The sequence below is a fragment of the Amycolatopsis sp. FU40 genome (assembly GCF_021903635.1).
Lineage (GTDB): Bacteria > Actinomycetota > Actinomycetes > Mycobacteriales > Pseudonocardiaceae > Amycolatopsis > Amycolatopsis dendrobii.
The window spans coordinates 1,050,141-1,074,569 of record NZ_CP091381.1 but is presented as its reverse complement, the minus strand read 5'-3'; the positions used below and the strand labels follow the sequence as shown (position 1 = coordinate 1,074,569).

The 24,429-nt window shown below is 70.4% G+C and carries 21 protein-coding genes and 1 pseudogene; 12 read left to right on the top strand and 10 right to left on the bottom strand.

The features are described from left to right. The first annotated feature begins 2 nt into the window (after positions 1-2). Positions 3-860, top strand: a complete 858-nt coding sequence (locus tag L3Q65_RS06215; protein ID WP_237599014.1) for an LLM class flavin-dependent oxidoreductase — start codon at positions 3-5, stop codon at positions 858-860. Positions 861-1,176: 316 nt separating this feature from the next. Here L3Q65_RS06215 and L3Q65_RS06210 read toward each other — a convergent pair whose 3' ends face one another. The 6 genes from L3Q65_RS06210 to L3Q65_RS06185 form a co-directional block, all read right to left on the bottom strand. Continuing rightward, positions 1,177-1,635, bottom strand: a complete 459-nt coding sequence (locus tag L3Q65_RS06210; RefSeq protein ID WP_182891926.1) for a MarR family winged helix-turn-helix transcriptional regulator — start codon at positions 1,633-1,635, stop codon at positions 1,177-1,179. After that, entirely contained in the window at positions 1,632-2,990 is a 1,359-nt protein-coding gene (locus L3Q65_RS06205) for an MFS transporter (RefSeq protein ID WP_182891927.1), read from the bottom strand. The genes L3Q65_RS06210 and L3Q65_RS06205 overlap by 4 nt, the downstream gene beginning before the upstream one ends. Before the next feature lie 141 nt (positions 2,991-3,131). Continuing rightward, positions 3,132-3,680 (bottom strand): SMI1/KNR4 family protein, encoded by a 549-nt coding sequence (locus tag L3Q65_RS06200; protein ID WP_237599013.1) that lies wholly within the window; start codon positions 3,678-3,680, stop codon positions 3,132-3,134. A 62-nt stretch (positions 3,681-3,742) separates the two neighbouring features. Next, positions 3,743-5,056 (bottom strand): M14 family zinc carboxypeptidase, encoded by a 1,314-nt coding sequence (locus L3Q65_RS06195; protein WP_237599012.1) that lies wholly within the window; start codon positions 5,054-5,056, stop codon positions 3,743-3,745. A 110-nt stretch (positions 5,057-5,166) separates the two neighbouring features. After that, complete coding sequence (locus tag L3Q65_RS06190) at positions 5,167-5,823, bottom strand: hypothetical protein (RefSeq protein WP_237599011.1); 657 nt, start codon at positions 5,821-5,823, stop codon at positions 5,167-5,169. Positions 5,824-5,972: 149 nt separating this feature from the next. Continuing rightward, a complete protein-coding gene (locus L3Q65_RS06185) occupies positions 5,973-6,830 on the bottom strand; it encodes an NAD(+)/NADH kinase (protein WP_237599010.1) in 858 nt (285 codons plus the stop codon). 64 nt (positions 6,831-6,894) lie between these two features. Between L3Q65_RS06185 and L3Q65_RS06180 the strand changes: the two genes are divergently transcribed. From L3Q65_RS06180 to L3Q65_RS06165, 4 genes are all read left to right on the top strand, one after another. Further along, entirely contained in the window at positions 6,895-8,130 is a 1,236-nt protein-coding gene (locus tag L3Q65_RS06180) for an FAD-binding protein (RefSeq protein WP_237599009.1), read from the top strand. Positions 8,131-8,281: 151 nt separating this feature from the next. After that, entirely contained in the window at positions 8,282-9,256 is a 975-nt protein-coding gene (locus L3Q65_RS06175) for an amino acid ABC transporter permease (protein ID WP_182891933.1), read from the top strand. Continuing rightward, positions 9,253-10,038: an amino acid ABC transporter ATP-binding protein gene (locus L3Q65_RS06170; RefSeq protein ID WP_237599008.1), complete on the top strand. Its 786-nt coding sequence runs from the start codon at positions 9,253-9,255 to the stop codon at positions 10,036-10,038. Before L3Q65_RS06175 ends, L3Q65_RS06170 begins: the two co-directional genes overlap by 4 nt. Continuing rightward, positions 10,035-11,024, top strand: coding sequence for a transporter substrate-binding domain-containing protein (locus tag L3Q65_RS06165; protein WP_237599006.1), 990 nt, complete (start codon positions 10,035-10,037; stop codon positions 11,022-11,024). Before L3Q65_RS06170 ends, L3Q65_RS06165 begins: the two co-directional genes overlap by 4 nt. A gap of 260 nt (positions 11,025-11,284) precedes the next feature. On the opposite strand, the pseudogene L3Q65_RS06160 reads toward L3Q65_RS06165, so the two are convergent. Then, positions 11,285-11,953: pseudogene (locus L3Q65_RS06160) on the bottom strand (GNAT family N-acetyltransferase); the annotation flags it as partial. Continuing rightward, a complete protein-coding gene (locus tag L3Q65_RS06155; RefSeq protein WP_237599005.1) occupies positions 11,953-13,302 on the bottom strand; it encodes an aminotransferase class I/II-fold pyridoxal phosphate-dependent enzyme in 1,350 nt (449 codons plus the stop codon). The gene L3Q65_RS06155 and the pseudogene L3Q65_RS06160, both read right to left, overlap by 1 nt. A gap of 188 nt (positions 13,303-13,490) precedes the next feature. On the opposite strand from L3Q65_RS06155, the gene L3Q65_RS06150 reads away from it, so the two are divergent. From L3Q65_RS06150 to L3Q65_RS06140, 3 genes are read left to right on the top strand one after another with little or no spacing between them, the layout of a single operon-like run. Continuing rightward, positions 13,491-14,321, top strand: coding sequence for an ABC transporter ATP-binding protein (locus L3Q65_RS06150; protein ID WP_237599004.1), 831 nt, complete (start codon positions 13,491-13,493; stop codon positions 14,319-14,321). A gap of 29 nt (positions 14,322-14,350) precedes the next feature. Beyond that, a complete protein-coding gene (locus L3Q65_RS06145) occupies positions 14,351-15,361 on the top strand; it encodes an iron-siderophore ABC transporter substrate-binding protein (protein WP_237599003.1) in 1,011 nt (336 codons plus the stop codon). Between the two features lie 4 nt (positions 15,362-15,365). After that, entirely contained in the window at positions 15,366-17,468 is a 2,103-nt protein-coding gene (locus L3Q65_RS06140; RefSeq protein ID WP_237599002.1) for an iron ABC transporter permease, read from the top strand. Here L3Q65_RS06140 and L3Q65_RS06135 read toward each other — a convergent pair. Further along, positions 17,465-18,874: an FAD-dependent monooxygenase gene (locus L3Q65_RS06135; RefSeq protein ID WP_182891941.1), complete on the bottom strand. Its 1,410-nt coding sequence runs from the start codon at positions 18,872-18,874 to the stop codon at positions 17,465-17,467. The two genes, L3Q65_RS06140 and L3Q65_RS06135, sit on opposite strands and share 4 nt — an antisense overlap. Positions 18,875-18,933: 59 nt before the next feature. On the opposite strand from L3Q65_RS06135, the gene L3Q65_RS06130 reads away from it, so the two are divergent. Both L3Q65_RS06130 and L3Q65_RS06125 read left to right on the top strand, forming a co-directional pair. After that, positions 18,934-19,551 carry a TetR/AcrR family transcriptional regulator C-terminal domain-containing protein gene (locus tag L3Q65_RS06130; protein WP_237599001.1) on the top strand — a complete coding sequence of 206 codons (618 nt, stop codon included), beginning with the start codon at positions 18,934-18,936 and terminating at the stop codon, positions 19,549-19,551. Between the two features lie 82 nt (positions 19,552-19,633). Then, complete coding sequence (locus L3Q65_RS06125) at positions 19,634-20,836, top strand: NAD(P)/FAD-dependent oxidoreductase (protein WP_237599000.1); 1,203 nt, start codon at positions 19,634-19,636, stop codon at positions 20,834-20,836. A gap of 236 nt (positions 20,837-21,072) precedes the next feature. Here L3Q65_RS06125 and L3Q65_RS06120 read toward each other — a convergent pair whose 3' ends face one another. After that, a complete protein-coding gene (locus tag L3Q65_RS06120) occupies positions 21,073-22,692 on the bottom strand; it encodes a choice-of-anchor A family protein (protein ID WP_237598999.1) in 1,620 nt (539 codons plus the stop codon). A gap of 185 nt (positions 22,693-22,877) precedes the next feature. On the opposite strand from L3Q65_RS06120, the gene L3Q65_RS06115 reads away from it, so the two are divergent. After that, positions 22,878-23,549 carry a FadR/GntR family transcriptional regulator gene (locus L3Q65_RS06115; protein WP_182891944.1) on the top strand — a complete coding sequence of 224 codons (672 nt, stop codon included), beginning with the start codon at positions 22,878-22,880 and terminating at the stop codon, positions 23,547-23,549. Then, complete coding sequence (locus tag L3Q65_RS06110; protein WP_237598998.1) at positions 23,546-24,352, top strand: ABC transporter ATP-binding protein; 807 nt, start codon at positions 23,546-23,548, stop codon at positions 24,350-24,352. Before L3Q65_RS06115 ends, L3Q65_RS06110 begins: the two co-directional genes overlap by 4 nt. Positions 24,353-24,429: the final 77 nt, after the last annotated feature.

The window sequence follows — 24,429 nt, the reverse complement described above, 5'->3', positions numbered from 1 at the left end:
TCATGCGGTTTTCGGTCTGCATCCCCAACTTCGGCGATTTCGCCGACCCGCGCGCGGTGGCCAAGGTCGCCTCGGCGGCGGAAGAGGCGGGCTGGGACGGCCTGTTCGTCTGGGACCACGTGGTGCTGGACAAACGTCCCGGCCGCCCTTTCGGCGATCCATGGATCCTGCTCGCCGCCGCGGCTCTGGCCACCAGCCGGGTCCGGCTCGGCCCGATGGTCACCCCCGTCGCGCGGCGCCGCCCGCAGCAGCTCGCCCGTCTGGTGTCCACTTTGGACCAGCTCACCGGCGGCCGGGTCGTGTTCGGCGTCGGGCTGGGCGCGCCGCTGGACGCGGAGTACGCCGATTTCGGCGAATCCGCCGACCCGAAGGTGATCGCCGAGAAGCTGGACGAGGGCGTCGACCTGATCTCCCGCTTCTGGACCGGCGAACCGGTCACGTTCTCCGGCAAGCACTTCACCGCCCGCGACATCACACTGCTGCCGCCGCCGGTGCAGCGCCCGCGCCCGCCGGTCTGGGTGGCGGGCCGGTGGCCCAACCGCCGGCCGATGCGCCGCGCGGCCCGCTGGGACGGGGTGGTGCCGATCTTCGAATCCGCCGGTACCGCGGGACTGCCGGAGATCGCCGAGGTGCGGGACCTGATCGCCTACGTCCGGAGCGAGCGGCAGACCGACGCCCCGTTCGACGTGGTGGTCGGCGGAATGAGCCCGAACGACCCGGCCCAGGCGCGAGGCGTCGTCGAACCGCTGGCCGAGGCCGGGGTGACGTGGTGGGAGGAAAGCCTGCCGTTCGGGAGTGCGGAGGAGGACAAGCTGGAGCCGGTGTTGCGCCGGGTGGAGGCCGGGCCGCCTGCGCTGTAGGCCCGGGTGCCGATGCGGGCGGCACTGCGCTCGTGCCCGGTATTCGACGCCGCGCCATTGCTCGACGGCGGAAACCGGGTTTGGCTGAGCCCCGCCGGTTCAGCGCGATCGGATGGCGAGCTGGACGAGGTGGCCGCCGCACCGCCGACTCGGTGGCCCTGCTCGGCGAGGACAGTCCCGGCGATCCCGGCTCGTCGCGCATGCGTCCGGCGTGCCGCCGCTTGCCGAGCCGCGCCCGCACGATGCCCGGCCGCCGCCGCACCATCGCCCGACCGCCCCGAAGCGGAGCGACCCGCCGAGCGGAAACCCCGCCGGCTCAGTGCGGCTGCCCCGACTCCGCCAACGCGTCGATCGCCCCCACCAGCTCGTTCAACGCGGGCACCGCCGCCGCGATCAGATGCCGCCACGCCGGATGCACCCCGTCCAGCGCCGCGGCCAGAATCGCGGCGTTGTGCCCCTGCCACCGCTCCACCGCGGCGCGCCCGGTGTCGGTGAGTTCGAGCGCGACCGTCCGCCGGTCGTCCCCGCCGCTGGTGCGGGTGACGAGGTCGCGCGAACGCAGCCCGGTCACCATCGTCGTCACCGAATTCGGCGCGAGCTTCAGCAATTGCGCGATCCGGCTCGGCCGCGCACCGGGGTTTTCGAACAGGCAAGACAGCAATTCCAGCTGCGCGACCGACAGCGTGTTGTCCGGATCGGCGGTGCGCGCGGCCCGTCGCATGGCGCGCCGGAGCCGGGCGACGACGTCGGCGAGGGCGGGTTCGGGCGCGGTCACCGGGCCCGCTCCGGGCGTGCCGCCAGCCCGGTCGCCGCGGCCAGGACGCCCGCCCCGGCCAGCACCGCGAGCGCGGCCGGTTCGCCGCCGGTGTGCAGGCACAGTGTCACCAGCGCCACGCCGAGCGCCGTCCCCAGTCCGCGCGCCATGTTCACCAGTCCTCCTCCGGTGGCCGACATCCGCGCCGGGATCGCGCTCATGACAGCCGAGTTGTTGGCCGGAATGAACACTCCCAGACCGAGCCCGGCCACCACCAGCGACACGCCCACCTCCCAAGGAGCGGACGCCGGTCCCAGCGCCGCGCATCCGGCCGCCGCGACGAGCGCGCCCAGCACGGTGCGCCCGCGGGACCCGAGCCGAGCGGGCAGCACCCGGTCGGCCAGCACCGCCGCCACCGCGAACCCGGCGGGCAGACACGTCAGCACCGCACCGGTTCCGCCCGCCGTGCCGAGGACCTGCGGCAGCAACGTCAGCGGCCCGAACAGCACGAGGTATCCGCACAGCGCCCCGGCCAGCCCCAGCGAAACCACCGGCGGCCGCAGCACCGACAACTGCAGGATCGGGCTGCTCGCCGCCTTTTCCCGCAGCACGAACCCGATCGCCGCACAGACCGTCGCCGCGGCCAGCGCGATGAGCAGCCAACCCGGCATCTCCAGCCCGGACACCCCGGAAATCACCAGCAGCAACGCCGTCGACGCGGTCGCCAGCAATCCGACACCTGCCCCGTCGAAGCGGCCCAGCGGCGTGCGCTCGCGAGTGCGCGGCAGCAGGTAGCGCCCGGCGATCAGCCCGGCCAGCCCGACCGGCGCGTTGACGAGGAACACCCACCGCCAGCCGACGGTGTCGACCAGCAGACCGCCCACCGCGGGCCCGAGCGCGAGCCCCAGCGCCTGCGCCGCCGCCTGCACCCCGAGCGCGGCGCGCGCCCGGTCCTCGCGCACGCTGCGCACCACCAGCGCGACGCTGTTGGCCTGCAACATCGCCGCCCCGATCGCCTGGACGACCCGGAACGCGACCAGCCAGCCGAGCGTCGGTGCGAGCCCGCACGCCACCGACGCGACGGTGAAGACGCCGAACCCCTGCACATAGGTGAGCTTCCGCCCGACCGCGTCGGCTACTCGCCCGACCGCGGCCAGCAACCCCACCAGCGCGAGCAGGTACGCCAGCGACACCCACTGGACGGCCGCCAGCGGAGCGCCGTACTCGTGCTGCAGTGCGGGAAAGGTGAGCGTGACGATGCTGGCGTCGAGCTGCCCCATGAACGCCCCGAAACACACCGCGCCGACCGCGAACCACCCAGCCTTCGGATGATCCCGCACGACCGCCGGCCGAGCCCGCTCCAGCCCGATCGTCACTGCCGCCTCCCGCTCGATTAGTTCTGCTACAGAACTACTGTACGGGATGTACGTACATATGGCAGCCCCGGGATGGTGGCATTTACCTGAGCGGCGGGGTGAGATAGGTCGCCCAACGAGTTAACTGGAGGTGACGGGCCATCACAGGACGAGGCGCTCGTCGTAGTCCTCGTCGCTGAAGGCTCGCGCGAGGCGCAGCAGCCGGTCCAGGAAATCCGCGAGGTCCTTCGCGATCTCGCCCGGCCCGATCGAGTCGATCGAGCCGGCGTAGACCTGGTTCGCCACGGCGCCGACAGGAAGCCGGAAGACGGTTCCGCTGGTGTACCCGACCGCGAACAGGCGTCCGCCGCCGTCCGAGGCGAAGACGGCCAACCGCTCATCGGTGGCTTCGGGCGCCCATGCGGGAATGTCGGAGCGGTGCAGGCTGTCCAAGATCCAGGCAAGGGAGTGAATGAAGTAAGCGTTGCAGAGGTGCTCGAAGCTGGCTTCCCGGATGGACGCGTACAGCTCAAGCAGCGACCGCGGCAACGGCGGATCGGCTTCCTCGGCTTTCCGCAGCGCAGCCGGATCGCCCTCGTCTGTCACCGTGTCCGGCTCAAGCTGGCGGAAACGGGCGAAGACGGCCTGAATACGGGGCAGATAGCCGTCGATCGCTTGGCGCATGTCGTCGCGCCACCGCAGGTAGTCCACTCCGGACACGCTACGGTGCACCCAGGCGTGCTGCGCCTGGGTGCACCGTGCTCAACCGTGCCTCACTGCTGGTACGGAGCGGCCGCCGACTGCGCCGCCGTGATCAGCGCACCCTTGTTCTTCGGCCAGAACGTGCTGTCCACGCACGAGTACCGCGGCAGGAACCCGCCGCAACTGCCGCTCTGCCCGCCCATCTCGAACGTGAAGCTCGCGACCCCGAGCGCGCCGTAAGTGAAGTCGTCCGTCGTGCCGCTGGTCGAATAGCCCACGGTTTCGGTGTTGGTCCCCACCAGATACCCGTTCGACTCGCTGAACTTCGCGCCGAGCTTGCGCAACGCGGCGTCGTTCGGCGCGGGGTCGGAGGTGAAGCCCCACGGGACGATGATGTCGTTTCCGTAGCTGTGCAACGTGATCATCGTGCCCCGCGCGGTGTCGGGAGCCGGGTCGTTGTCGCCGCTGCCGCGTTGTTCGGGGTAGATCGAGCGGAAGAGCTTTTCCAGCGCCTGGACTTCGGGTTCCGACCCGGCCTCGGGTCCCTGGTAGGTCTCCGCGCACGGCGAGTTCGAGTCCGCACCCCAGCGGAAGGTCGAGTTGCGGTTCAGGTCGATGCCGTTGTTCGTGCCGCCGCAGGTGCCGTTGCCGGTGTCCGCGTTCTTGCGCTGCAGTTTCGGCGAATTGCCGCCGGAGGCGACGATGTCGACGCCGTCCGGGTTCGCGATCGGCACCACCCACACCTCGGTGCTGTCCAAAATGGACGTCGCGGTGGCATCGCTGCCGTACCCGTCGGCGAGGTAGTCGATCCAGCGCCAGGCCACTTCGCCGGTCGAGATCTCCCTGGCGTGGATCTGCGCCATCAGCACGAATTTCGGCTTCGGCGATTTCGTGGACAGCGTGCAGTCGCCGTCCTGTTTCTTGGTCAGGCAGATCGCGTTGATGTCGTGGCCGCCCCTGCCCTGGGTCTTGAGCCACGACTCGCCGATCGCGTACTCCGTCGCCAGATCCGGATGCGCCGCCGCGACTTTCGCGAGATGCGCTTCCTGCGCCGGAACCGTGCGGTAGCCGCCGTAGAACGTGTCGGCCGCGGCGCGCTGCGGCACTCCTTTGTAGACGGTGTCGAAAAATTCCGGCGCATAGCCGCGGTTCCGCAATTGCCCGGCGACCGCCTGGTTCCCGATCACGTAAGCCACGCCTGGGCTGGTTCCCGCGACGTCGAACCCGGCGCGCGCCAAGGAAGCAGCCTCGGCGGGCGTAGCGGGTACGCGCCACGAAACCGGATCGTCCGGCGCGGCGGCGGCCGCGACGGTCGTGGTGCCGCCGAGTGCGACCAGCACTCCGACGACGCTGAGAGTGAGCCGGATCGAGAACTTGCCCGCCATCGGAGCTCCTCACGCAGCGAAGAAAAGGTCACCCCGTGCGGACGGTGACCACTCGGCAGCGCACAGTGTGCTCTTCGGGACGAATCCGGCCCACCTCCGAAAGTCGGGTGTCAGCAGGTGACCGAAACCTTCGCGCCGCGCTCGAACGAAACGTGGACGTGGTCGTAATGGTTCGCGGTTTCGCCGCCGCGGTCCTCCATCGCCGACCAGCCGCTGCCGTCGTTGTAGCGCTGCTGCCAGATCACGTACTTCGCGCCGAGTTCGTCCTGATGCTCGAGAACATAAGCGGCCAAAGCGTTTCCGGTCTTCGGATCGACCATGAAGTCGAGCGCGAGACCGGCCGGATGGTCGCTCGCGCCGGACCGTCCGGCCCGGCCGCCGACCGAATCCACCGAAAACTTCTCCTTGAGGAAATTGCCCGCCTGGGCCACCGCGGGCTGCGTGCCGGCCAAAGTGGACGAACACGCTTTCGCCGCCGGGGTCGCCGAAGCGCTCGCAGTCTTCTTGCTCGTCGGCGAAGACGAGGACGTCGTCGTCGGGGCAGCGCTGGAAGACGTCGCGGGCGGGGTCGAGGCGGCGGACGGAACGCTGCTCGACGGCCGCGGCGCACTGAACGCGTGCATCTCCGCCGCAGCGGCCGGGAACTGCTCCGGCTCGACCGAGCTCGCAGCCAGCCACACCGGCACCGCCAGCGCGCCGACGGCCAGCGCGCCCGCCGCGGTCGGCAACCGCCACGACTTCGATCCGTCCCGATGTCTACCGGACACCTCGCACCACCATCTCCTCGTTCGGGTCGCCAAGCCGCCACGACATTACGAATAGGACACGGCAATGTCACCGACAAGTGACAGCGAGCACAGCACGAACGAGATCACCGCAGGTCAGCGCGCGATTACCAGGAGAACGCCGGGCCTGTTCAGGACAGCGGAATTTCCGCCGAATCGGTGAGCCGCAGCTTGCGCCGGGCGCGCTGGTAGAACGTCGTCATGCCGAGCCGGACCACGCGGGCCGCGTTCGGCCGGGCGTGCAGGTCGATCGTTTCGCCGGGCCCGACGTACCCCGCCACCTGGCCGTCGACCTCCACCGCGAGCCGCCCGCTCGACGGCAGCACCTCCAGCGTCACGGTGTCGTGCACCGACAGCACGACTCCGCGGCTGTACGCCGAATGCGGCGCGGCGGGCGTGACCAGCAGCGCTTCCACCGCCGGGCTCGTGATCGGCCCGCCGGCGGAGAAGCTGTACGCGGTGGAGCCGGTCGGCGTCGCGACCACGACCGCGTCGGCGGCGTAACTCACGAACTGCTCGCCGTTCACCAGCACCGCTACCACCGCACTCCCGTCGCCGGGCACACGCACCACCGCGACGTCGTTGAACGCGGTCTCGATCCGTCCGCCGAACCGCGCGTCCACCGCCAGCCGCGGCTCGACGGTGAACTCCTCGCGGTCGATCGCGGACAGCGCGAGCGGCAGGTCCGGCACGTCGACCTCGGCGAGGAAGCCGAGCTTCCCGAGGTTGACGCCGAGCACCGGCGCGTGCTGCCCGTCGGCGAGCCGCATCGCGCGCAGCATGGTGCCGTCGCCGCCGAGACTGACCACCAGATCCGAGCGTTTGCCCAGTTCAGCGGGCTGGATGGCGGTCGCCGAACAGTCCACCCTGGCGATCTCGTCCGCGATGCCGAGGATCTCGATCCCGCGTCCGGCCGCCCAGCCCAGCACCGCGTCGACCGCGGCTTTCGAATCGCGGCGCGGGTGCAGGACGAGTCCAGCGGAATGCATACGGGGTCTCCTCGGTCGGCCTGTCCCCAGTCTGCCGCGCCCGGGCCGGTTAGGCTCGGCGCTCGTGATCGAAAACTGGGCTGGCAATCTCACTTACCGCGCACGCGAGGTCGTCGCCCCGCGCACCCTGGCCGAAGCGCAAGAGCTCGTCGCCGGCGCGACCCGGATCAAGGCCCTCGGCAGCCGGCACAGCTTCACCACAGTCGCCGACAGCCCGGACGGCCTCCAACTCGACCTTTCCGCCGTCGACATCGCGCCCGAGATCAACGTCGCGACGCTCACCATCGGCGGCGCGACCCGCTACGGCGACGTGGTCGCGCAAGTGCACGAGGCCGGGTACGCGCTGGCCAACCTGGCGTCGCTCCCCCACATCACCGTCGCCGGCAGCGTCGCGACCGGCACCCACGGCTCCGGACAACGCCTGCCCGGCCTCGCCTCGGCAGTGTCCGCAGTCGAACTCCTCACCGCCGACGGCTCGCTCCGCACCTTCTCGCGCACCGACGCCGAGTTCCGCGGAGCAGTGGTGAACGTCGGCGCGCTCGGCGTCCTCACCCGGCTCACTCTCGACTTGGAGCCGGCATTCTCGGTCCGCCAAGACGTTTTCGACGCTCTCCCGTGGTCCGCCGCCCTGGAGCACTTCGACGAAATCCAAGCCGCGGGCTACAGCGTCAGCCTGTTCACGAACTGGGCGCGCGACGTCGTCGATCAGGTCCTGCTCAAGAACCGCGTCCCGGCGGAGATCCCCGGCTCGCTGTTCGGCGCGCTCCCCGCCGACGGCCCGCGCCACCCCGCCCACGCAGCGGGCATTTCGGCGGAAAACACCACCGTGCAAGGCGGAGTACCCGGACCGTGGTACGACCGGCTGCCGCATTTCCGGCTGGAATTCGCACCGAGCGTCGGTGCGGAATTGCAGAGCGAGTACTTCGTGCCGCGTGCGCACGCGGCCGCGGCGTTCGAGGCGTTGCGCGGCCTCGGCGACCGGATCGCGCCGCTGCTGGTGGTATCGGAAATTCGCACCGTCGCCGGTGATGGGCATTGGCTGAGCCCGGCGTACGACGGCGACCGGGTGGCGGTGCATTTCACCTGGCAACAGCGTCAGCCGGAGGTGGAAGCGGTGCTGCCGCTGATCGAGGAGAAGCTGGCTCCCTTCGGCGTTCGCGCCCATTGGGGAAAGCTGTTCCACGGCGCGGCGTTGGATCTCGATCACCGAGGGGTGCGGCAGTTCCGGGAGCTGGCGGCCGGACTGGACCCGGCCGGGAAGTTCCGGAACCCGTTCCTGGACCGGCACCTGCTTCGTTAGTCCATAGAGGACAGTCAGTAACAAAGCCGGTACAAAACCTTCTTCCGCACCACCGCGCTCACCATGTGGGAGTCCCAAGAGGACACTCGACAGCCGGGAACCCAGCGGGTCACAGTGGCGATCGCCCTCTCCGCGATCCCCAGGAGCCACTGTGAGTTCTCCTCCGACGCTGCGTGCCGTGCCGGTGCCGTCCGCAGGTCCCGAGCCGCCCGGCGAAGCACGGTTGCGCGAGCTGGCCGCGAAGAAAGTCGCGCCGTTGCGCCGTCCCGGCCGCTGGGCGGCTGCTGCGGTCGTCCTAGTGCTGCTGGCCCAATTAGCACACGCGCTGATCACCAATCCGGTCTTCCAATGGGATGTTTTCGCCTATTGGTTCTTCCGGCCGGTGATCCTCGACGGGCTGCTGCTCACCCTCGAACTCACCGGTCTCGCCGCGGTGTTCGGACTCGTCGGCGGCATCGTGCTCGCGCTGCTGCGACTGTCGAAAAACCCGCTGCTCCAAGCGGTTTCCTGGGCGTACGTGTGGATCTTCCGCTCGATTCCGCTGATCGTCCTGTTGCTGTTCCTGGCCAACGTGACCGCGCTGTACAGCACGCTCAGCCTCGGCATTCCGTTCGGCCCGTCGTTTCTCAGCTTCAGCGCCACCGACGTGCTGAGCTTCTTCGTCGTCGCGGTGCTCGGCCTGAGCCTGAACGAAGCCGCGTACGCCGCGGAAATCGTGCGCGCCGGGGTGCTGTCGGTGGACCAAGGACAGCTCGAAGCGGCGGCCGCGCTGGGGCTTCCGCGCTCCCGGCAATACCGGCGGATCATCCTGCCGCAGGCCACCCGCGCGATCGTGCCCGCCTACGCGAACCAGCTGATCGGCCTGCTCAAGGGCACTTCGGTCGTCTACATCACCTCGCTGCTGGAACTGTTCGGCGTGGTCGAAACCCAGGCCAGCACCAACAGCGGGCAGATCATTCCGCTGCTGCTCGTCGGCACGGTCTGGTACATCATCCTCACCAGCGTCCTGTCGGTGATCCAGTACTACGTCGAACGCTTCTTCTCCCGCGGCGCATTGCGCACCGTTCCGCCGACGCCGTTCCAGCGGTTCCGCGCCCGGCTGCGCACGCTGGGGGTCGCCCGATGAGCGCTGAAGTCCGCGTTCGCAGCGCAGTCAAGTCCTACGACGGAATCCGCGTCCTCGACGGCATCGACCTCACCGCGCCTAGCGGGCAGGTGACCGTGGTGCTGGGGCCGTCCGGTTCCGGCAAATCGACTTTGTTACGCACCGTCAACCATCTGGAACGCCTTGACAGCGGCTACGTCAGCATCGACGGCGAACTCGTCGGCGTGCGCGTGCACGGCGACCGTTTCAAGGAACTGAGCGAGCGCGCCATCCTGCGGCAGCGGTCCCGGATCGGTTTCGTATTCCAGAATTTCAACCTCTTCCCGCATCTCACGATCCTCGACAACGTCGTGGAAGCCCCGGTCGTCACGCAACGGCTAGCGCGTGCCGAGGCGGAAACGCGGGCGAAGGAATTGCTCGCCCGCGTCGGTCTCGAAGACAAGGCTCGCGCGTACCCGCGGCAACTGTCCGGAGGTCAGCAGCAGCGGGTCGCCATCGCCCGTGCGCTCGCACTCGAACCGCGGCTGATCCTGCTCGACGAGCCGACCTCCGCGCTCGACCCGGAGCTGGTCGGCGAAGTGCTGGCGGTGATCCGGGAACTGGCACGCTCCGGCACGACGATGATCGTGGTGACGCACGAGATCGGCTTCGCCCGCGAGATCGCCGACCATGTCGTGTTCCTCGACGAAGGCCGCGTCATCGAAGAAGGACCGCCGTCCGCCGTCCTCGACCGCCCCCGCCACGACCGCACCCGAGCCTTCCTCGGCAAGGTCACCCGCCTCGAAACCCCGGAGAACGCATGAAAACCCGCACAATCCTGCCCCTGCTCGCCGCGGTCGCACTCCTCGCCGGCGCATGCGGCGGCAACACCCAGGCGTCGACCGCTGTGAACGGCTCGCAGACCATTTCCGTCGCCGCGAACACCGCGCACGCGCACCCGGTTTCGCTGACCGTGCCGGTCGTCGCCGAGATCCGCGCGCAACTGCCGAAGAAGTTCCTCGACCGAGGCAAACTGACGATCGGCGTCGGCGCGCTGCCGTCGGGATTCCCGCCGCTCGCCTACGTCGGCACCGACCAGCGCACCCTCACCGGAGCCGAACCCGACCTCGGCCGTCTCGTCGCCGCGGTGCTCGGCCTCGAACCGGACGTGCAGAACGCTTCCTGGCAGAACCTGTTCGTCCGCCTGCAAAGCGGCCAGTTCGACGCCGGATTCTCGAACATCACGGTGACCGAGCAGCGCAAGCAGCAGGGCTTCGACTTCGCCGCCTACCGCGAGGACAACCTCGGCTTCGAGACGAGCCGCGCGAGCACGTGGAACTTCGCCGGGGATTACCAGGTGCTGGCGGGCAAAACGGTCGCCGTCGACAGCGGGACCAACCAGGAGAAAATCCTCCGCGAATGGCAGCGGAAGCTGACCGCCGAGGGCAAGAAACTCGACGTGCGCAATTTCGCCGACAAGAACAGCACCTACCTGGCGCTGGCGTCCGGCCGGATCGACGCGTACTTCTCACCGAACCCGAGCATCGCGTACCACGTTGCACAGACAGCGAAAACCCCGAACCCGACCCGCAGCGCGGGCACGTACTCCGGAGCTGGGGCCAAGTTGCAGGGGCTGATCGCGGCTACGACCAAGAAGGACAACGGTCTGGTGAAGCCGGTCGCCGCGGCGATCGATTATCTGATTCAGCACGGGCAGTATGCGAAATGGCTTGCCGCGTACGGGTTGGAGAATGAAGCGGTGAAGAAGGCGGAGGTCAACCCGCCGGGCCTTCCGTTGAGCGATTCCTGACCGCCCGGCAGGTCCCCGGTCCGCCGGGGACCTGCCCGAGCGGGCAGATGCCCGGACAACGGCTCGCCCTCGGCGTCGATTGCCCGGAACCGACGCAGCTGGTGTCGTGCTGCGAGCACCGGGCCCGGGGCGGCTGGGTGCCGATCGCCGCAGCGTCCGGCGGCGAACCGCGCAGCGGTTTCCGGCAGGTCTCCGATCGTCATCCGCCCTAACAAGGCAAGCACCGCCGAATCAGCTGACTCAACGGCCCGCCAGTCCTCCGGAATGCGCACCCGGCCGGACACCGTCCGCCTCCGCAACCGGAACCCCATCCCCTCGTACCGCCGGATAGCGTTCGCATTCGTCGCCACCGCGTGCATGAACGGCGTCTCGCCCCGATCGCGGATCCCCGCGGCCACCGCACGCACCAATCGCCCCGCAAGACCCCGGTCGCGGTAAGCCGGGTCCGTGCACACCGCGCTGATCTCCGTCCACCCCGGCGGGTGCAACCGCTCCCCCGCCATCGCGATCAGCGCGCCCTGGTGCCGAATGCCGAGATACGTCCCGAGCAGCACCGTCCGCGGCAAAAACGGGCCAGGCTTCGTCCGGGCGACCAGGTCCAGCATCTCCGGCACATCAGCCACCGTCAGCCGGACCGCCTCCGGGTCGGACACGGCGTCGACCCCGGCGTCCACCAGCTGGACCCCGGCCATCTCCTCCAGCAGCTCCCAATCCGGAGGCGGCGGCCCGGCCTGCGCAAAGGCCGGCACCACCGCCCCCGGACCGGCGAGTGCGGCGACGTCGTCCCACACGCCGGCAGCCGGCTCGTCGGGCACGGCCGAGAAGACCGAAACATCGGCGGGGTAGCGCACGGCCTGTCCGGCCCGCTCGGCGAACCCGGCGTGCGGGCCGGTCAGCGAAGCCCAGGCCGCATTGTCCAAAACAGACATCAAGGCCGCCGGGCGGCCCGGGCGATCATCCGGGCCAGATCCGCCACCAAAGCCGGATCATCCGGCAGTTGCCCGGTCGCCACGCGGATGTGCGGCGTCCCCGGATTGCCCGCACGCGTGCCCGACCCGGCGGAAACCCCGTTGGCCGCCAGTGTCATCAACGTCCGCGACTCCTCCGGAACCGGCACCCACAACGTCAACCCGTCCCGAGCGCGCACCGAGATCCCGTGCTCCCGCAACGCTTCTGTCAAAGCCGCCCGCCGATGGGCGTACCGGTGCCGCGCCCGGTTCAGCAATTCGGCGCTGCCGGGATCGGTCAGCAGAAACGCCTGCGCGTCCTGAAGAATCCGGCTCGACCACACCGACCCCGGTCCGCGCTGCTGCCGCACCCGCTCCACCAGCACCGCCGAACCGCCGATCACGCAGCTGCGCAGTTCCAGCCCGAAAGCAGTGCAATACGACCGCACCAGCAACACCCGGCCGGGCAAGCGGGTGCCGAGGCTCAACGCGGGAGCCGAAGCCAACGGCCCGAAGTCGTCGTCCTCGATCACCGCGACGTCCTCTTCGGACAGTACCGCGGCGAGTTCCGCGAGCCGGTCCGCCGGAACCGAATGCCCGAGCGGCGACTGGGCACGCGGCTGGTAGACGAAGGCGACCGGCCGATGTTCCAACGCCGCCGCCAGCGAGGACGGCAACGGCCCGTTTTCGTCGCACCGCACCGGCACCACGTGGATTCGCGACCGGCGCAGCAATTCACGCAGCCACGGCGCCGTCGGCGCTTCCAGCGCGATCACGTCGCCCGGCCGCGCGACCGCCTGGCAGGCCAGCAGCATCCCGTCCTGCCCGCCTGCCGCGACGGTCCACGATTCGGCGGCGAACGGCCACGTCGGCTTCACCGCGGCGCGCAATTGCGGGGTGATCGAGTTCTTGACCGGCCCGCCGAACCGTTCCGTGTGGACGCCCGCGGCGACGGCGTCCTCCAGCGGCGGCAGCAGTCCAGGATCCGGGAGGCCGTGTTCCAGGTCGACCGTCTGCCAGCCGGAAAACGCGCGTTCCGGCGGCGGGCTCGACGGCGGTTCCAGCACTATCGTGCCGCGCCGCCGTCCCGTGCCGATCAACCCGGCCGCGCGCAGCTGCGACCACGCCTCGGCGATCGTCGTGGGGCTGACCGAAAGCTCCGCGGCCAGCGCCCGCACGGTGGGCAGCCGCGTGCCCGGCGGCACCTCCCCGTCGCGGATCAGGCCGGACACCGTCCCGGCCACGCCCCGCGCCGTGCGCTCGCCGATGCGGGACCCGAGCCAGCCTGCCCCGACCGGCAGCGTCGTCGTCGCGAGTTCGCCCGTGGCCACGCACCGGCTCCCCTCGTCACCCGGAAATCCGAAAACCTCTGACCCGATCAGAAGCTAGAGCGGCAACGGCACGCGGCAAAGGCGTTTCACATCCTGGCGGGCCCGCCCGGTACAAAACGCCCGTGACGTCCGACACCGCCGCGGTGTCCGGTTTCGGAATATCACTCGATCAGGTTAGGCTAACCTTCATGAGTCACTCCTGGCCGGAAGCACCGGCGCTCGCCGGCACCGGGCTCGCTCTCGGCTACGGCGCGAAGCCGGTGGTCCAGGACGCGGAGATCGTCCTGCGCGCGGGCGCGGTCACCGCACTGGTCGGCCCCAACGGGTCCGGCAAGTCGACGCTGCTGCGCTCGCTCGCCCGGCTGCATCCGCTGGCCGCGGGCGACGTCACGCTGGCCGGGCAGGACGCGCTCGCCTTGTCCCCCAAGGAGTTCGCCCGCCACGTCACGCTGCTGACCCAGTCGCGCCCCACGCCCGGCGGCGTGCGCGTGCGCGACGTCGTGTCCTACGGCCGCCATCCCTACCGCGGCCGCTTCGGCTCCGGCGATCCCGAGGGACCGGAATTGGTCGAGCGGGCCATGCGGCACACCGGCGTCGACGGCATGGCCGAGCGCCCGGTGGACGAACTGTCCGGCGGCGAACTGCAGCGCGTCTGGCTCGCCACCTGCTTCGCCCAGGACACCGGCGTCGTCCTGCTCGACGAGCCGACCACGTTCCTCGACCTGCGCTACCAGATCGAAACGCTGGACCTCGTCCGCGATCTCGCCGACGAGCACGACGTCGCGGTCGGCGTCGTGCTGCACGACCTCGACCAGGCCGCCGCTGTCGCCGACGAGGTGGTGCTGCTGTGCCGCGGCGCCGTCCGCGCCGCCGGCCGCCCGGCCGACGTGCTGACCGCCGATTTGCTCAGCGACGTCTACGGCCTGCGCATCGACGTCCACGTCGACGACGAGGGGCACGTCCGCACGCGCCCGGTCGGACGGCACACCTCCCGGCCGCGGCCGGTCCGCTCAGCCTGACCCATCCCTCTAGTTCGAAGGAAAACCCCGTGTCCAGTGTGTTCTCTCGTCCTGCCCGCAGGACGGTCCTGACGACCGCGGCGGCAATGCTCGCGGCCTTCGCGCTCGCCGCGTGCGGCACCACCGAAGCCCCCGCCGCCGGGGACCAGGCCGCCGCCGCGAAACCGGCCGGCCCGGTCCGCCTGACCGACGAGCGCGGCAAGGTCGACCTCCCCGCGCCGGCCGCGAAGATCGTATCGCTGGAATGGGGCCTCACCGAGAACCTGCTGGCGCTGGGCGTGAAGCCGATCGGCGCGGCGGATGTCAAGGGCTACAACACTTACGACAAGGTCATGCCGCTCGCCGCGTCCACTCCGGACGTCGGCACCCGCGGCGAGCCGAGCCTCGACGCGATCGCCGCGCTGCACCCGGATCTCGTCGTCACCACCACCGACCTGCCGGAGAACGTGATCGCGCAGCTCTCGAAGCAGACGAAGGTGCTGACGCTGCGCGGCTCCGATTCGGCCGATCCGATCGGCTACCTGCGCAAGACCGTGACCACGCTGTCCGAGGCGACCGGAACGCAGGAGCAGGGCCGCAAACTGCTCGCCGAATTCGACGCCAAGGTCGCCGAGGGCAAGAAGAAGCTGGCCGGCGCGGGCAAGTCCGGGGCCAAGTTCGTCATGGCCGACGGCTACTCGACCTCCGGCACGGTCACCGTCCGGATGTACACGAAGGGCTCGTTCCTCGGCAGCATCGCCGAGCAGCTCGGCGCCGCCAACCAGTGGACCGGCGAGGGCGACAAGGTCTACGGCCTCTCCCCCACCGACGTCGAAGGCCTGACCAAGATCACCGACCCGGCCACCTCCTTCGTCTACGCCGCCAACGACGCCGAATCCGACGTCTTCACCCAGGACCTCGCGGGCAACGCGGTGTGGAAGCAGCTGCCGTTCGTCAAGGCCGCGAAGCTGCACCGGATCCCGGACGGCATCTGGATGTTCGGCGGCCCGAAGTCCGCGATCGCGTACGTGGACGCGCTCACCGGCGCTCTGACGCGCTGATCCGATGACCGCACCAGCCCCCGCGCCCGCCCGGCCGCTCTCCGCGCGCAAGCCGCGGCTCACGGCGTCCGTCGTCTTCCTGACCGGGCTCGTCGCGCTGCTCGTCCTGTCCGCCGTGCACCTGCTGCAAGGCACGTCGCACGTCGGGCTCGGCGAACTCCTGCGCGCCGTTTTCCCCCGCACGGACGACGACGCACGCGGCCAGGCGGTGGCGGTGCTCGTGGCCAGCCGGCTCCCCCGGCTGGCAGCGGCGCTGCTCGTGGGGCTGGCGCTCGGGTTCGCGGGCTGCGTGCTGCAGTCGGTGGCACGGAACCCGCTCACCTCGCCGGACACGCTCGCGGTCAACGCCGGTGCGTACGTCTCGGTGGTCGGCGTCGCGGCGTTCGGGATCTCGCTTCCCTTTTACGTCAACGGGATCGTCGCGTTCATCGGCGGTCTCGCGGCGGCCGGACTGGTGTTGCTCGTCGCTCGCAGCAGCAGCGGCGGGGCGGCTCGGCTGGTGCTCGCCGGGTCCGCGATCGCGCTGGCGCTGACCGCGCTCACGTCGGTGCTGCTGATGTTGTTCCAGGAACGGACCGCGGGCCTGTACGGCTGGGGCAGCGGCACGACTGTCCAATCCGGACTTCGGCAGGTTTCCCTTGCCGCACCGGTGATCGCGGTCGGCATCGCGGCTACCCTCCTGCTCGCGCACCGCCTCGACGTCCTCGGTCTCGGCGACGACCACGCGCGCGTGCTGGGCATCGACGTCCGCCGTACCCGCACTTTCGCAGTCGTCGTGGCGGTGCTGCTTTCGGCGGTCGCGGTGACCGTCGCCGGGCCGATCGGGTTCGTCGGCCTGTGCGCACCGGTGATCGCGCGACTGCTGGCCAGCCGCGTCCCCGGGCTCGGCAAACATCCGTTGCTGCTGCCGCTCTCCGGGCTGACCGGGGCGCTGGTCGTCGTGGCCGCCGACGTCCTGCTGCGCGCTCTCGTCCCGGCGGACAAAGCGGTTTCGGTGCCGACCGGCGTCGTGACGACCCTCGCCGGCGCGACCGTGCTGGTCTGGCTGGCGCGACGGCAGCCGTCCGGTACGCCGTCCGCGCGCGGCACGCACGGCACCGTCCGGTCCCGCCGCTGGGTGGCCGGGACCGGCGTCGTGCTGGCGGTCGCGCTCGTCGCCGCGGTGATCGCCGCGCTCCTGCTGGGCGACCGGATCGTGCTGCTCGGCGACGTCCTGAACTGGCTGCGCGGGGTCTCCGGCACCGAGGTTTCGTTCGCGCTCGACCTCCGCTGGCCGCGAATGCTCGCCGCGCTGCTCGGCGGGGCGGCGCTGGCCGTCGCGGGCGCGCTGGTGCAGGCGATCTGCCGCAATCCGCTCGCCGAACCGAGCCTGCTCGGCGTGACGCCCGGTGCGAGCGTCGGCGCGATCAGCGTCGTGCTGTTGGTTCCTGGCATCGGAATCTGGCCGATGATGGGCGCGGCGACCGTCGCCGCGTTCGCGACGTTCGCCCTCGTGCACTGGCTTGCCACCGGCCGCGGTTCGAGCGGCCGCGGACTGTCCTCGGACCGGCTGGTGCTGGTCGGCATCGGCGTCAGCGCGGGCGCACAGGCGATCACGACGCTGGTCGTGGTGGTGACCTCGCCGTGGAACGCGCATCTCGCGCTCACCTGGCTCGCCGGATCGACCTACGGCCGGGAGTTCAACCAGGTCCTGCCGGTGCTGTTGTGCCTGGTCATCGCCCTGCCGATCGCCCTGTCCAGCGCGCGTACGCTCGACCTGGTCTCGCTGGACGAGGACGTGCCGAGGGTGCTCGGCGTTTCGCTGGACCGCTCTCGGCTCGCCTTCGCCGCGCTCGCCGCGGTGCTCACCGCTGCTGCTGCGTGTGCGGTGGGGGCGCTGGGATTCGTCGGGCTCGTGGCCCCGCACGCCGCGCGCGCTTTGGCGGGTTCCCGCCACTCGCGCTCGCTGCCGGTGGCTGCCGCGCTGGGAGCGGTGCTGGTGTGCGTCGCGGACACGCTGGGACGCACCGTCCTCGCACCGACCCAGATCGCGGCAGGCCTGGTGACCGCGCTGATCGGGGCGCCGTACTTCGGCTGGCTGCTGTGGCGGAGCCGCGCGAGCGCCTAGCCGAACCAGGTGTCGAGCGCGCCCTTCAGCTCGGCTTCCCCGCCGGTCCACGCGATGACTCCGTCCGGGCGCAGCAGGAACGATTCGGTATTGGTCACTGGCACCACTTCGACCCGTTTTGGTGCCAACGCCGCGAGATCACGGCTCTCCGGATCGAGCACGAGCACGCCGCGTCCAGTGCGAGTATGGTCTGACAACCGGGTGATCCTGCCGTCATCGTCCACAAGGGACTTCTCTGGACTGTGCAGCCCGACCGGTTCCTCGGCGGGGTAGGGGAATTCGTACCGTTCCCGCACCCCGGACAGCAGATCCGAGAAGTACCGGTTCGCCTGCGGAAGGTCCATCAGCTCCCCGACAATCTCGCGCAGCGCGTCGACGTGCGGCCCCGGCGCGAGCAACGCCGATTGCGCCCGCGTATTGCGCAGCACCGCCGCACCGGCCGGACCGCGTTCGCGGAAGTAGCTGTCCAGCAACGTTTCCGGCATCTCCCCGCGCACGACCGCGGCAAGCTTCCAGCCGAGGTTCGCCGCGTCCAGGAGGCCGAGGTTGAGCCCTTGCCCGCCGCTCGGCGAGTGCACGTGGGCCGCGTCGCCCGCGAGCAGGACGCGTCCGCGCCGGTAGTCGTCGGCCTGGCGTGCTTGGTCGGCGAACCGACGGGAATCGCGCACCTGCGCCACGACAACGTCCTCGCCGGTCACCCGCCGGATCGCCGCCGCCAGCTCCGCCGGAGTGACCGGGCCCCCGGGCTCGCCGTCGCGGGCTGATTCGGTGACGCCGGCCATGCTGCCGCCATGCAGGAACGTCCCGCCGGGGTAGCGTCCGGCGGGCGGCACCGGCCCTTCGAAACGGACCTGGCCCGCGATCGTCCGCAGCAAGGGCGGCGTGCCAGGGAAACCGAACCCGGCGAGGCTCCGCACCTTCCCCCGGCCGCCGTCACACCCCACCAGGTAAGCCGCACTGAACCGCTGTTCTCCTTGCGGGGTGTCGACAATCGCCGTCACTCCGTCCACCTCAGACTCGATCGCGCTCACCCGATGCGCCCGGTGCACCGGGACGCCGACCGCGTGGTCGGCCAGCAGGCGTTCCAGCTCCGGCTGCCAGATGTGCGTGCGCGGACGGTCTTCGTCCGGGAGGATCTTGTGGATGTTCGCGAAGTGCCCGAGCGAACTGCCGTGATCGCGAGCGAAGTCGCGCATTCCCTCCTCGTGCGCGGCGGCCAGCTGCGGCCCGAGACCGCGGCGGGTCAGCGCCTCCGTCGCGAGCACGCCGATACCGCGCGCCTTCCGTTCCGCCGCGGGCTGCTCGAGCCGCTCCACCACCACGGGCCGGATGCCGCCGAGCCGGAGTTCGGCCGCGAGGAACAACCCGACCGGCCCCGCTCCGACGACCACCACATCTGCGTCCATGACTCTCCTTAACTTGTTAAAGACTAGACTGCCTTGAACTAGTTAAGGAGGCAACCGCCTTGCCGATCGAGATCCCCGCCGCGGTCCGGACCGCGCTCGCCTTGGTCGACGCCGACGGCCTCGACAAACTGACCGTGCGCCGCCTCGCCGCCGAACTCGGCGTCAAAGCACCCGCGCTGTACTGGCATTTCAGCAGCAAACGGGCCTTGCTCGACCACCTCGCCGACGCCCTCGTCGCCCCGGCCCTGGACGACCTCCCGCCTCTCGACACCCCCTGGCTGTCGTGGCTGGAACAAGCAGGCACCGCCTTGCACGCCGCCCTCCTCGGCCACCGGGACGGCGCGCGCGTGGCACTCGGCGCAGACCTCCGGACCGCCCGCTCGCTGGGCGAATTCGCCGAGCGAGCAGTCGACGTGCTGCACCGCGCCGGGTTCCCGCTCGCCGACGCGACCCGGTGCGCCGGGGTGTACGTGCACTTCGTTCTCGGCCGCGCCGTCGAGGACCAGACCTGGCCGGACGACCTGGAAGCGACCATCGAAAGCATCCCGTTTCCCTTGATGGCGCAGGGAATGCGGGAACGGCAGGCAGCCGGGAGCACGGTCGAGGACAGCTTCGGCTACGCACTCGGCATCGTGCTCGCCGGACTGGAGGCGAAGCGTCCAGCCAAGGTGCAATGACTCACTAAGTTGCACTGTTGCACTTTTTGCATGGTTCCACTTATGCTCGGAGCAGACCGCACCGGCAGGAGAGGGGAAGACCATGAACGAGACACCGCGCATCGCCATCGTCGGCGGCGGCCCGGGCGGGCTGCTCGCCGCGCACGTCCTGCACGGCCACGGCATCGCCGCGACCGTGTACGACGCCGACACCGCCGTGGACGCACGAGATCCCGGCGGCACGCTCGACCTGCACGCCGACAGCGGCCAGATCGCCCTGGAAGACGCCGGGCTGCTGGCCGCCTTCCACGCACTGGCCCGCGCCGAAGGCCAAGCCGTGACCAGACGCGACCACCACGGCACCCTGCTGAAGGAATTCGCCCCCGCCGACGACGACACCGCCGCCCCGGAAATCGACCGCGGCCAGCTGCGCATCATGCTGCACGAACGGCTCGCACCCGGCACCGTCCGCTGGGGACACAAACTCACCGACCTGACGACCGAAAACGACGTCCACCGCTTGCACTTCGCCAACGGATCCACAGTGGACGCCGAGGTCGTGATCGGCGCGGACGGCACCTGGTCGAAGGTGCGCCGCCGGCTCACCGAGGCGATGCCGGAGTACCTCGGGGTGTCCTTTTTGGACGTCCGATTCGACGACGTCGAAACCCGGCATCCGGAGATCGCGGCCTTGGTCGGCAACGGACAGTTGTTCACCACTGACGGCAACGGCCGCGCGGTGATCGTGCAGCGCAACAGCAACGGCGTGATCCGCGGCTACGTGGCTTTCCGCGCCGAAGAGGACTGGGCCGCGCGGAAAGGCGTCGACCTGACCGACCGCAGCTCGGTGCGGGAATTCCTGCTGCGCGAGTTCAGCGGCTGGAGCGAGACAATGCGTCCGCTGTTGACCGACAACGACGGCGACTACGTGGCGCGCGCGTTCACCGCACTGCCCGCCCCCCTGACCTGGGAACGCGTCCCCGGCATCACCGTCCTCGGCGACGCCGCGCACGCGATGGCCCCGTTCGGCGGGCACGGCGCGAACCTGGCTCTGCTCGACGGTGCGGAATTGGCGCACGCGCTGCACGAGGAGCCGAGCGTCGAAGCCGCGTTGACCCGCTACGAGACAGCGATGTTCGCCCGCACCGGCCACCTCGCCGCCGACGCGAACGCCGCGCTGCGCGGTTTCTTCGCCGACCAGCCGGACGGTGTCCCGCACGAGGTTCCGGACCGGGAGGAAGAACTCCGCGCCTACGAGGCCCGGGCTGCCGAGTACCGCGCCGCACGCACGCCCGCCGCCCGCTAGCCGCGGCGAGGTCCGCGAGGGCTGCCACCTTCACGGACTCAGACTCCCTCAGGGTTCCCCTCACGAACTTCGCCGCCGCCAGAGACTTCAGCGGGCGGCCTCAGCCTGCCGACCATCCATAAAGGACACTCGCGTCAGCGAAATGCCCGATTGATGCCAGGATGATCGCCTCTTCAAGTCCGTGAGGGGCTCCTTCCGGGAATCTGGTTCCCGGAAGGAGCCCTTCACGGCTTTCGTCAGGAGCGCTTGCGGCGCACCGCCACTGCCGCCACCAGCGCACCGCCGACGAGCAGCAACGCGCCGCCGCCGATCAGGTAGCCGCGGATGTCCGCGCCGGTCGACGCGAGCGGGCCTTGGTCAGACGGGCCGGTTCCGGGGGCCACGCCGCCGGAGTTGTCGCTCGTCGTCGTGATCGGGGCCGGGGCCTGCGAAGAGGACGAACTGGACGTCGTCGGGCTCGTGGTGCTGGCCGAGGACGTCGGCTGCGAACTCGAGGACGTCGCGCTGGACGAGGTCTCCGAGGACGACGTCGGCGCGGTCGAGCCGGAGGTCTCCGACGGACCGCTCGGTGTCGTGGAGCTTGTCGAGGACGTCGTCGAACTCGTGGCCGAGGTGGCGCTCGACGAGGTCGTGGCGGACGATGTCGTGCTCGTCGGCCCAGTCGTCGTGGTCGACGTCGCGGAAGAACTCGACGTGGTCGAACTCGTCGGCTCCGTGCTCGACGTCGTGGTGCTGGTCGAGCTCGTCGGCTCGGTCGGCGTCGTGGTGCTGGAGCTGGCCGAGGTGGACGTCGTGCTGGTCGGCGCCGTGGACGTCGTCGTCGGGACCGTGCAGTCCGGCAGGTCCCCGGTGAACGGATAGGCGTGGAACTCCTGCCCGCCCGCCGCGCCCTCGGACGTGTGCAGCAGGTTGCCCGCGGTGAAGAACCGGCCGTTCGTCCCGGACGCGGTGACCGTCGTGTCGCTGGCCGGGTTGCCGACCAGCACGCTGCCCTGGAACTGCGCCTGCCCGGCGATCTTCACCTTCGACGCGTCCGGGAAGTTCCACAGCAGCTTCTCGCGCAGATGGTTGATCGGGTCCTGGTCGGCGAGGTCGCCGGTGTAGGTGTTGATCACCCGGTTGCCGCCGACGAGGTTCACCAGGACGGTCGCGCCCGCCGGGATGCTGGCGAACTCCAGGCCCTGCATGCCGCCGCCGGGGCCGGTGAGGTCGAAATCGACGTTGAACACCTGCAGCGCGGACTTCCCGTCGCCGGTGAACAGCGTGCGGTAGCCCTCGTTCTTCGCCGTCCCGGTGGCCGCGGACTTGCCGTAGCAGGTGCTGGCTTCCTGCAGCTGCGGCCGGAGCTGCCGGTACGGGTCCGCCGCGTTCGGGTCCTGCTTCAGCGTGCCGGTCACGGTCCCGGTGACGGTGCCGCCGTAGCGCACGACGCCGCCGTCCGCGAGCAGCCGCTGGTTCGGCGCGACGGTGACGTTCTTGCCGGTGGTGAGGAAATCGGCGCCGTCCGGCGGGGGCACGCGCGAGCCGACGCCCGCGATGCCGACGTTGTAGACCGCGGACGCCCCGGCCCGCTTCGCCATGTCGAACCCGCCGAGCACGACGACGCGTCCCTCGGCCTCGGCCGCGCCCTCGCGCACGAGGAAATCGCCGCCCGCGAAGACGTTGATGCCGTTGTCCCGTCCCGCGAACGGCCCGTTGTTGACCGGCGGGTACTTGCCCGGGCAGGCGTCGCCGACGCACGGGCCCAGACCCCCGGGCAACGGAGCGGCGCTCGCGCCCGGACCGGCCACGAACGCCACCGCACACACCGCCGCGGCGATCGCTCCGCCCACGACGGCCATTTTCCTGGCACGCATGCGGCCGATCCTCACCCGGACCGCCCGGAATACCGCAGTCGAAACACCGTAACCCACCCGAACGGGTCAGAAATTCGCGCACTCCTCAGACAAGTAGACTAGTGACGCTCCACACTCGACGCCCCGCCGGAAGAATGTTTCGCAGTAGCCTCGCTCCCGCACTTCCCCGACCGGAAAGCCCTCCGATGCCCCCTCTCGTGCACCGGCACCCGCTCGCCGCGCAGGCCGCCGAAGTCCTTTTGGCGCGCATTCGCTCCGGCGAATGGGCGCTGGGTCACAAATTGCCCGGGGAAACGACTTTGGCCGCGCAACTGGGCGTCGGCCGTTCGACGCTGCGCGAGGCGATCCGCGAATTGGCGGGCAAAGGCGTGCTGGATTCCCGTCAGGGTTCCGGGGTTTTCGTGACCGCGCTCGACGTCGCCGAGGATTGGGACGCGGTGCTGCGCCGCGCCACCATCGGCGCGGTGATCGAGGCGCGCATCGCCATCGAAGCGGAGGCCGCCGCACTCGCCGCGCACCGGCGCACGCCGACCGACCTGCGCGCGATCCGCCGCGCGCTCGCCGCCCGCGCGATCGGCGACCCGGACGTCGAATTCCTGGTGGACACCGACACCGCGTTCCACCGCACAGTGCTCGTCGCCGCGCACAACGACGTGCTGATCGAACTGTTCGACAGTTTCGTCCCGCGGGTCCACCGCGCGATGACGGACCTGCTGCGCGCCCGGCCGATCACCTCCCCCGAGGAAGACCAAGCCGCGCATCTGGCGCTCGTCGACGCGATCGCGGACAAGGACGCGTCCGCCGCCGCGGAACTGAGCCGGGGCCACCTGACCGCCTTGAAGGAGGCACTTTCGTGAGCGAGGTCGTGCTGCAGCTGACCGACGTCGTGTTCCGCAGGCAGGGCAAGGAGATCCTGCACGGCGTGACCCTGACCGTGCGGGCGGGCGAACACTGGGCGCTGCTCGGCCCGAACGGAGCCGGGAAAAGCACGATCCTCGGTTTCTGCGGCGCGGTCACGCACCCGACCGCCGGTACCGTGGACGTCCTCGGCGGGCGGCTCGGCCGGGTCGAACTGCAGGCGCTGCGCCGCAGCATCGGACACGTCGACCCGCGGCATCCGCTGCGTTCGCCGCTCACCATCCGGGAGGTCGTGCTGACCGGCGCCACCGGGAGCATCGACACGCCGCCGCGCTGGCGGCCCACCGCCGCGCAGGTCGCCCAGGCCGACGAACTGGTCGCTCTCCTCGGCCTGAACGGCAAGGCCGAGGAACGCTGGCCGACGCTGTCCCAAGGCGAACGCGGCCGCGCCCTGATCGCTCGCGCCCTGATCAGCGACCCCCGGCTGCTGCTGCTCGACGAACCGTCCACCGGCCTGGACGTCGCGGCTCGCGAGCAGTTGCTCGAAACCATCGACCTGCTGACCCGGACCCATCCCCGGCTCGCCTCCATCGTGGTCACCCACCACCTGGAGGAACTGCCCGAAACGACCACGCACGCGTTGCTCGTCGCGGACGGTTCGGTGGTGTCGTCGGGGCCGATCGACCAGGCGGTGACGACGGCCAGCATCAGCCGGGCATTCGGCCACCCGATCCGCGTGGACCGCCACGACGGACGATGGAGCGCCCGCGCCGCCCGGACCCGATCCACCGAGGTCGCCTGACGAGGGCCGCCACCACCCGCTGTCCGTGAAGGACTCCTTGAGGGAATCTGGTTCCCTCAAGGAGTCCTTCACGGACT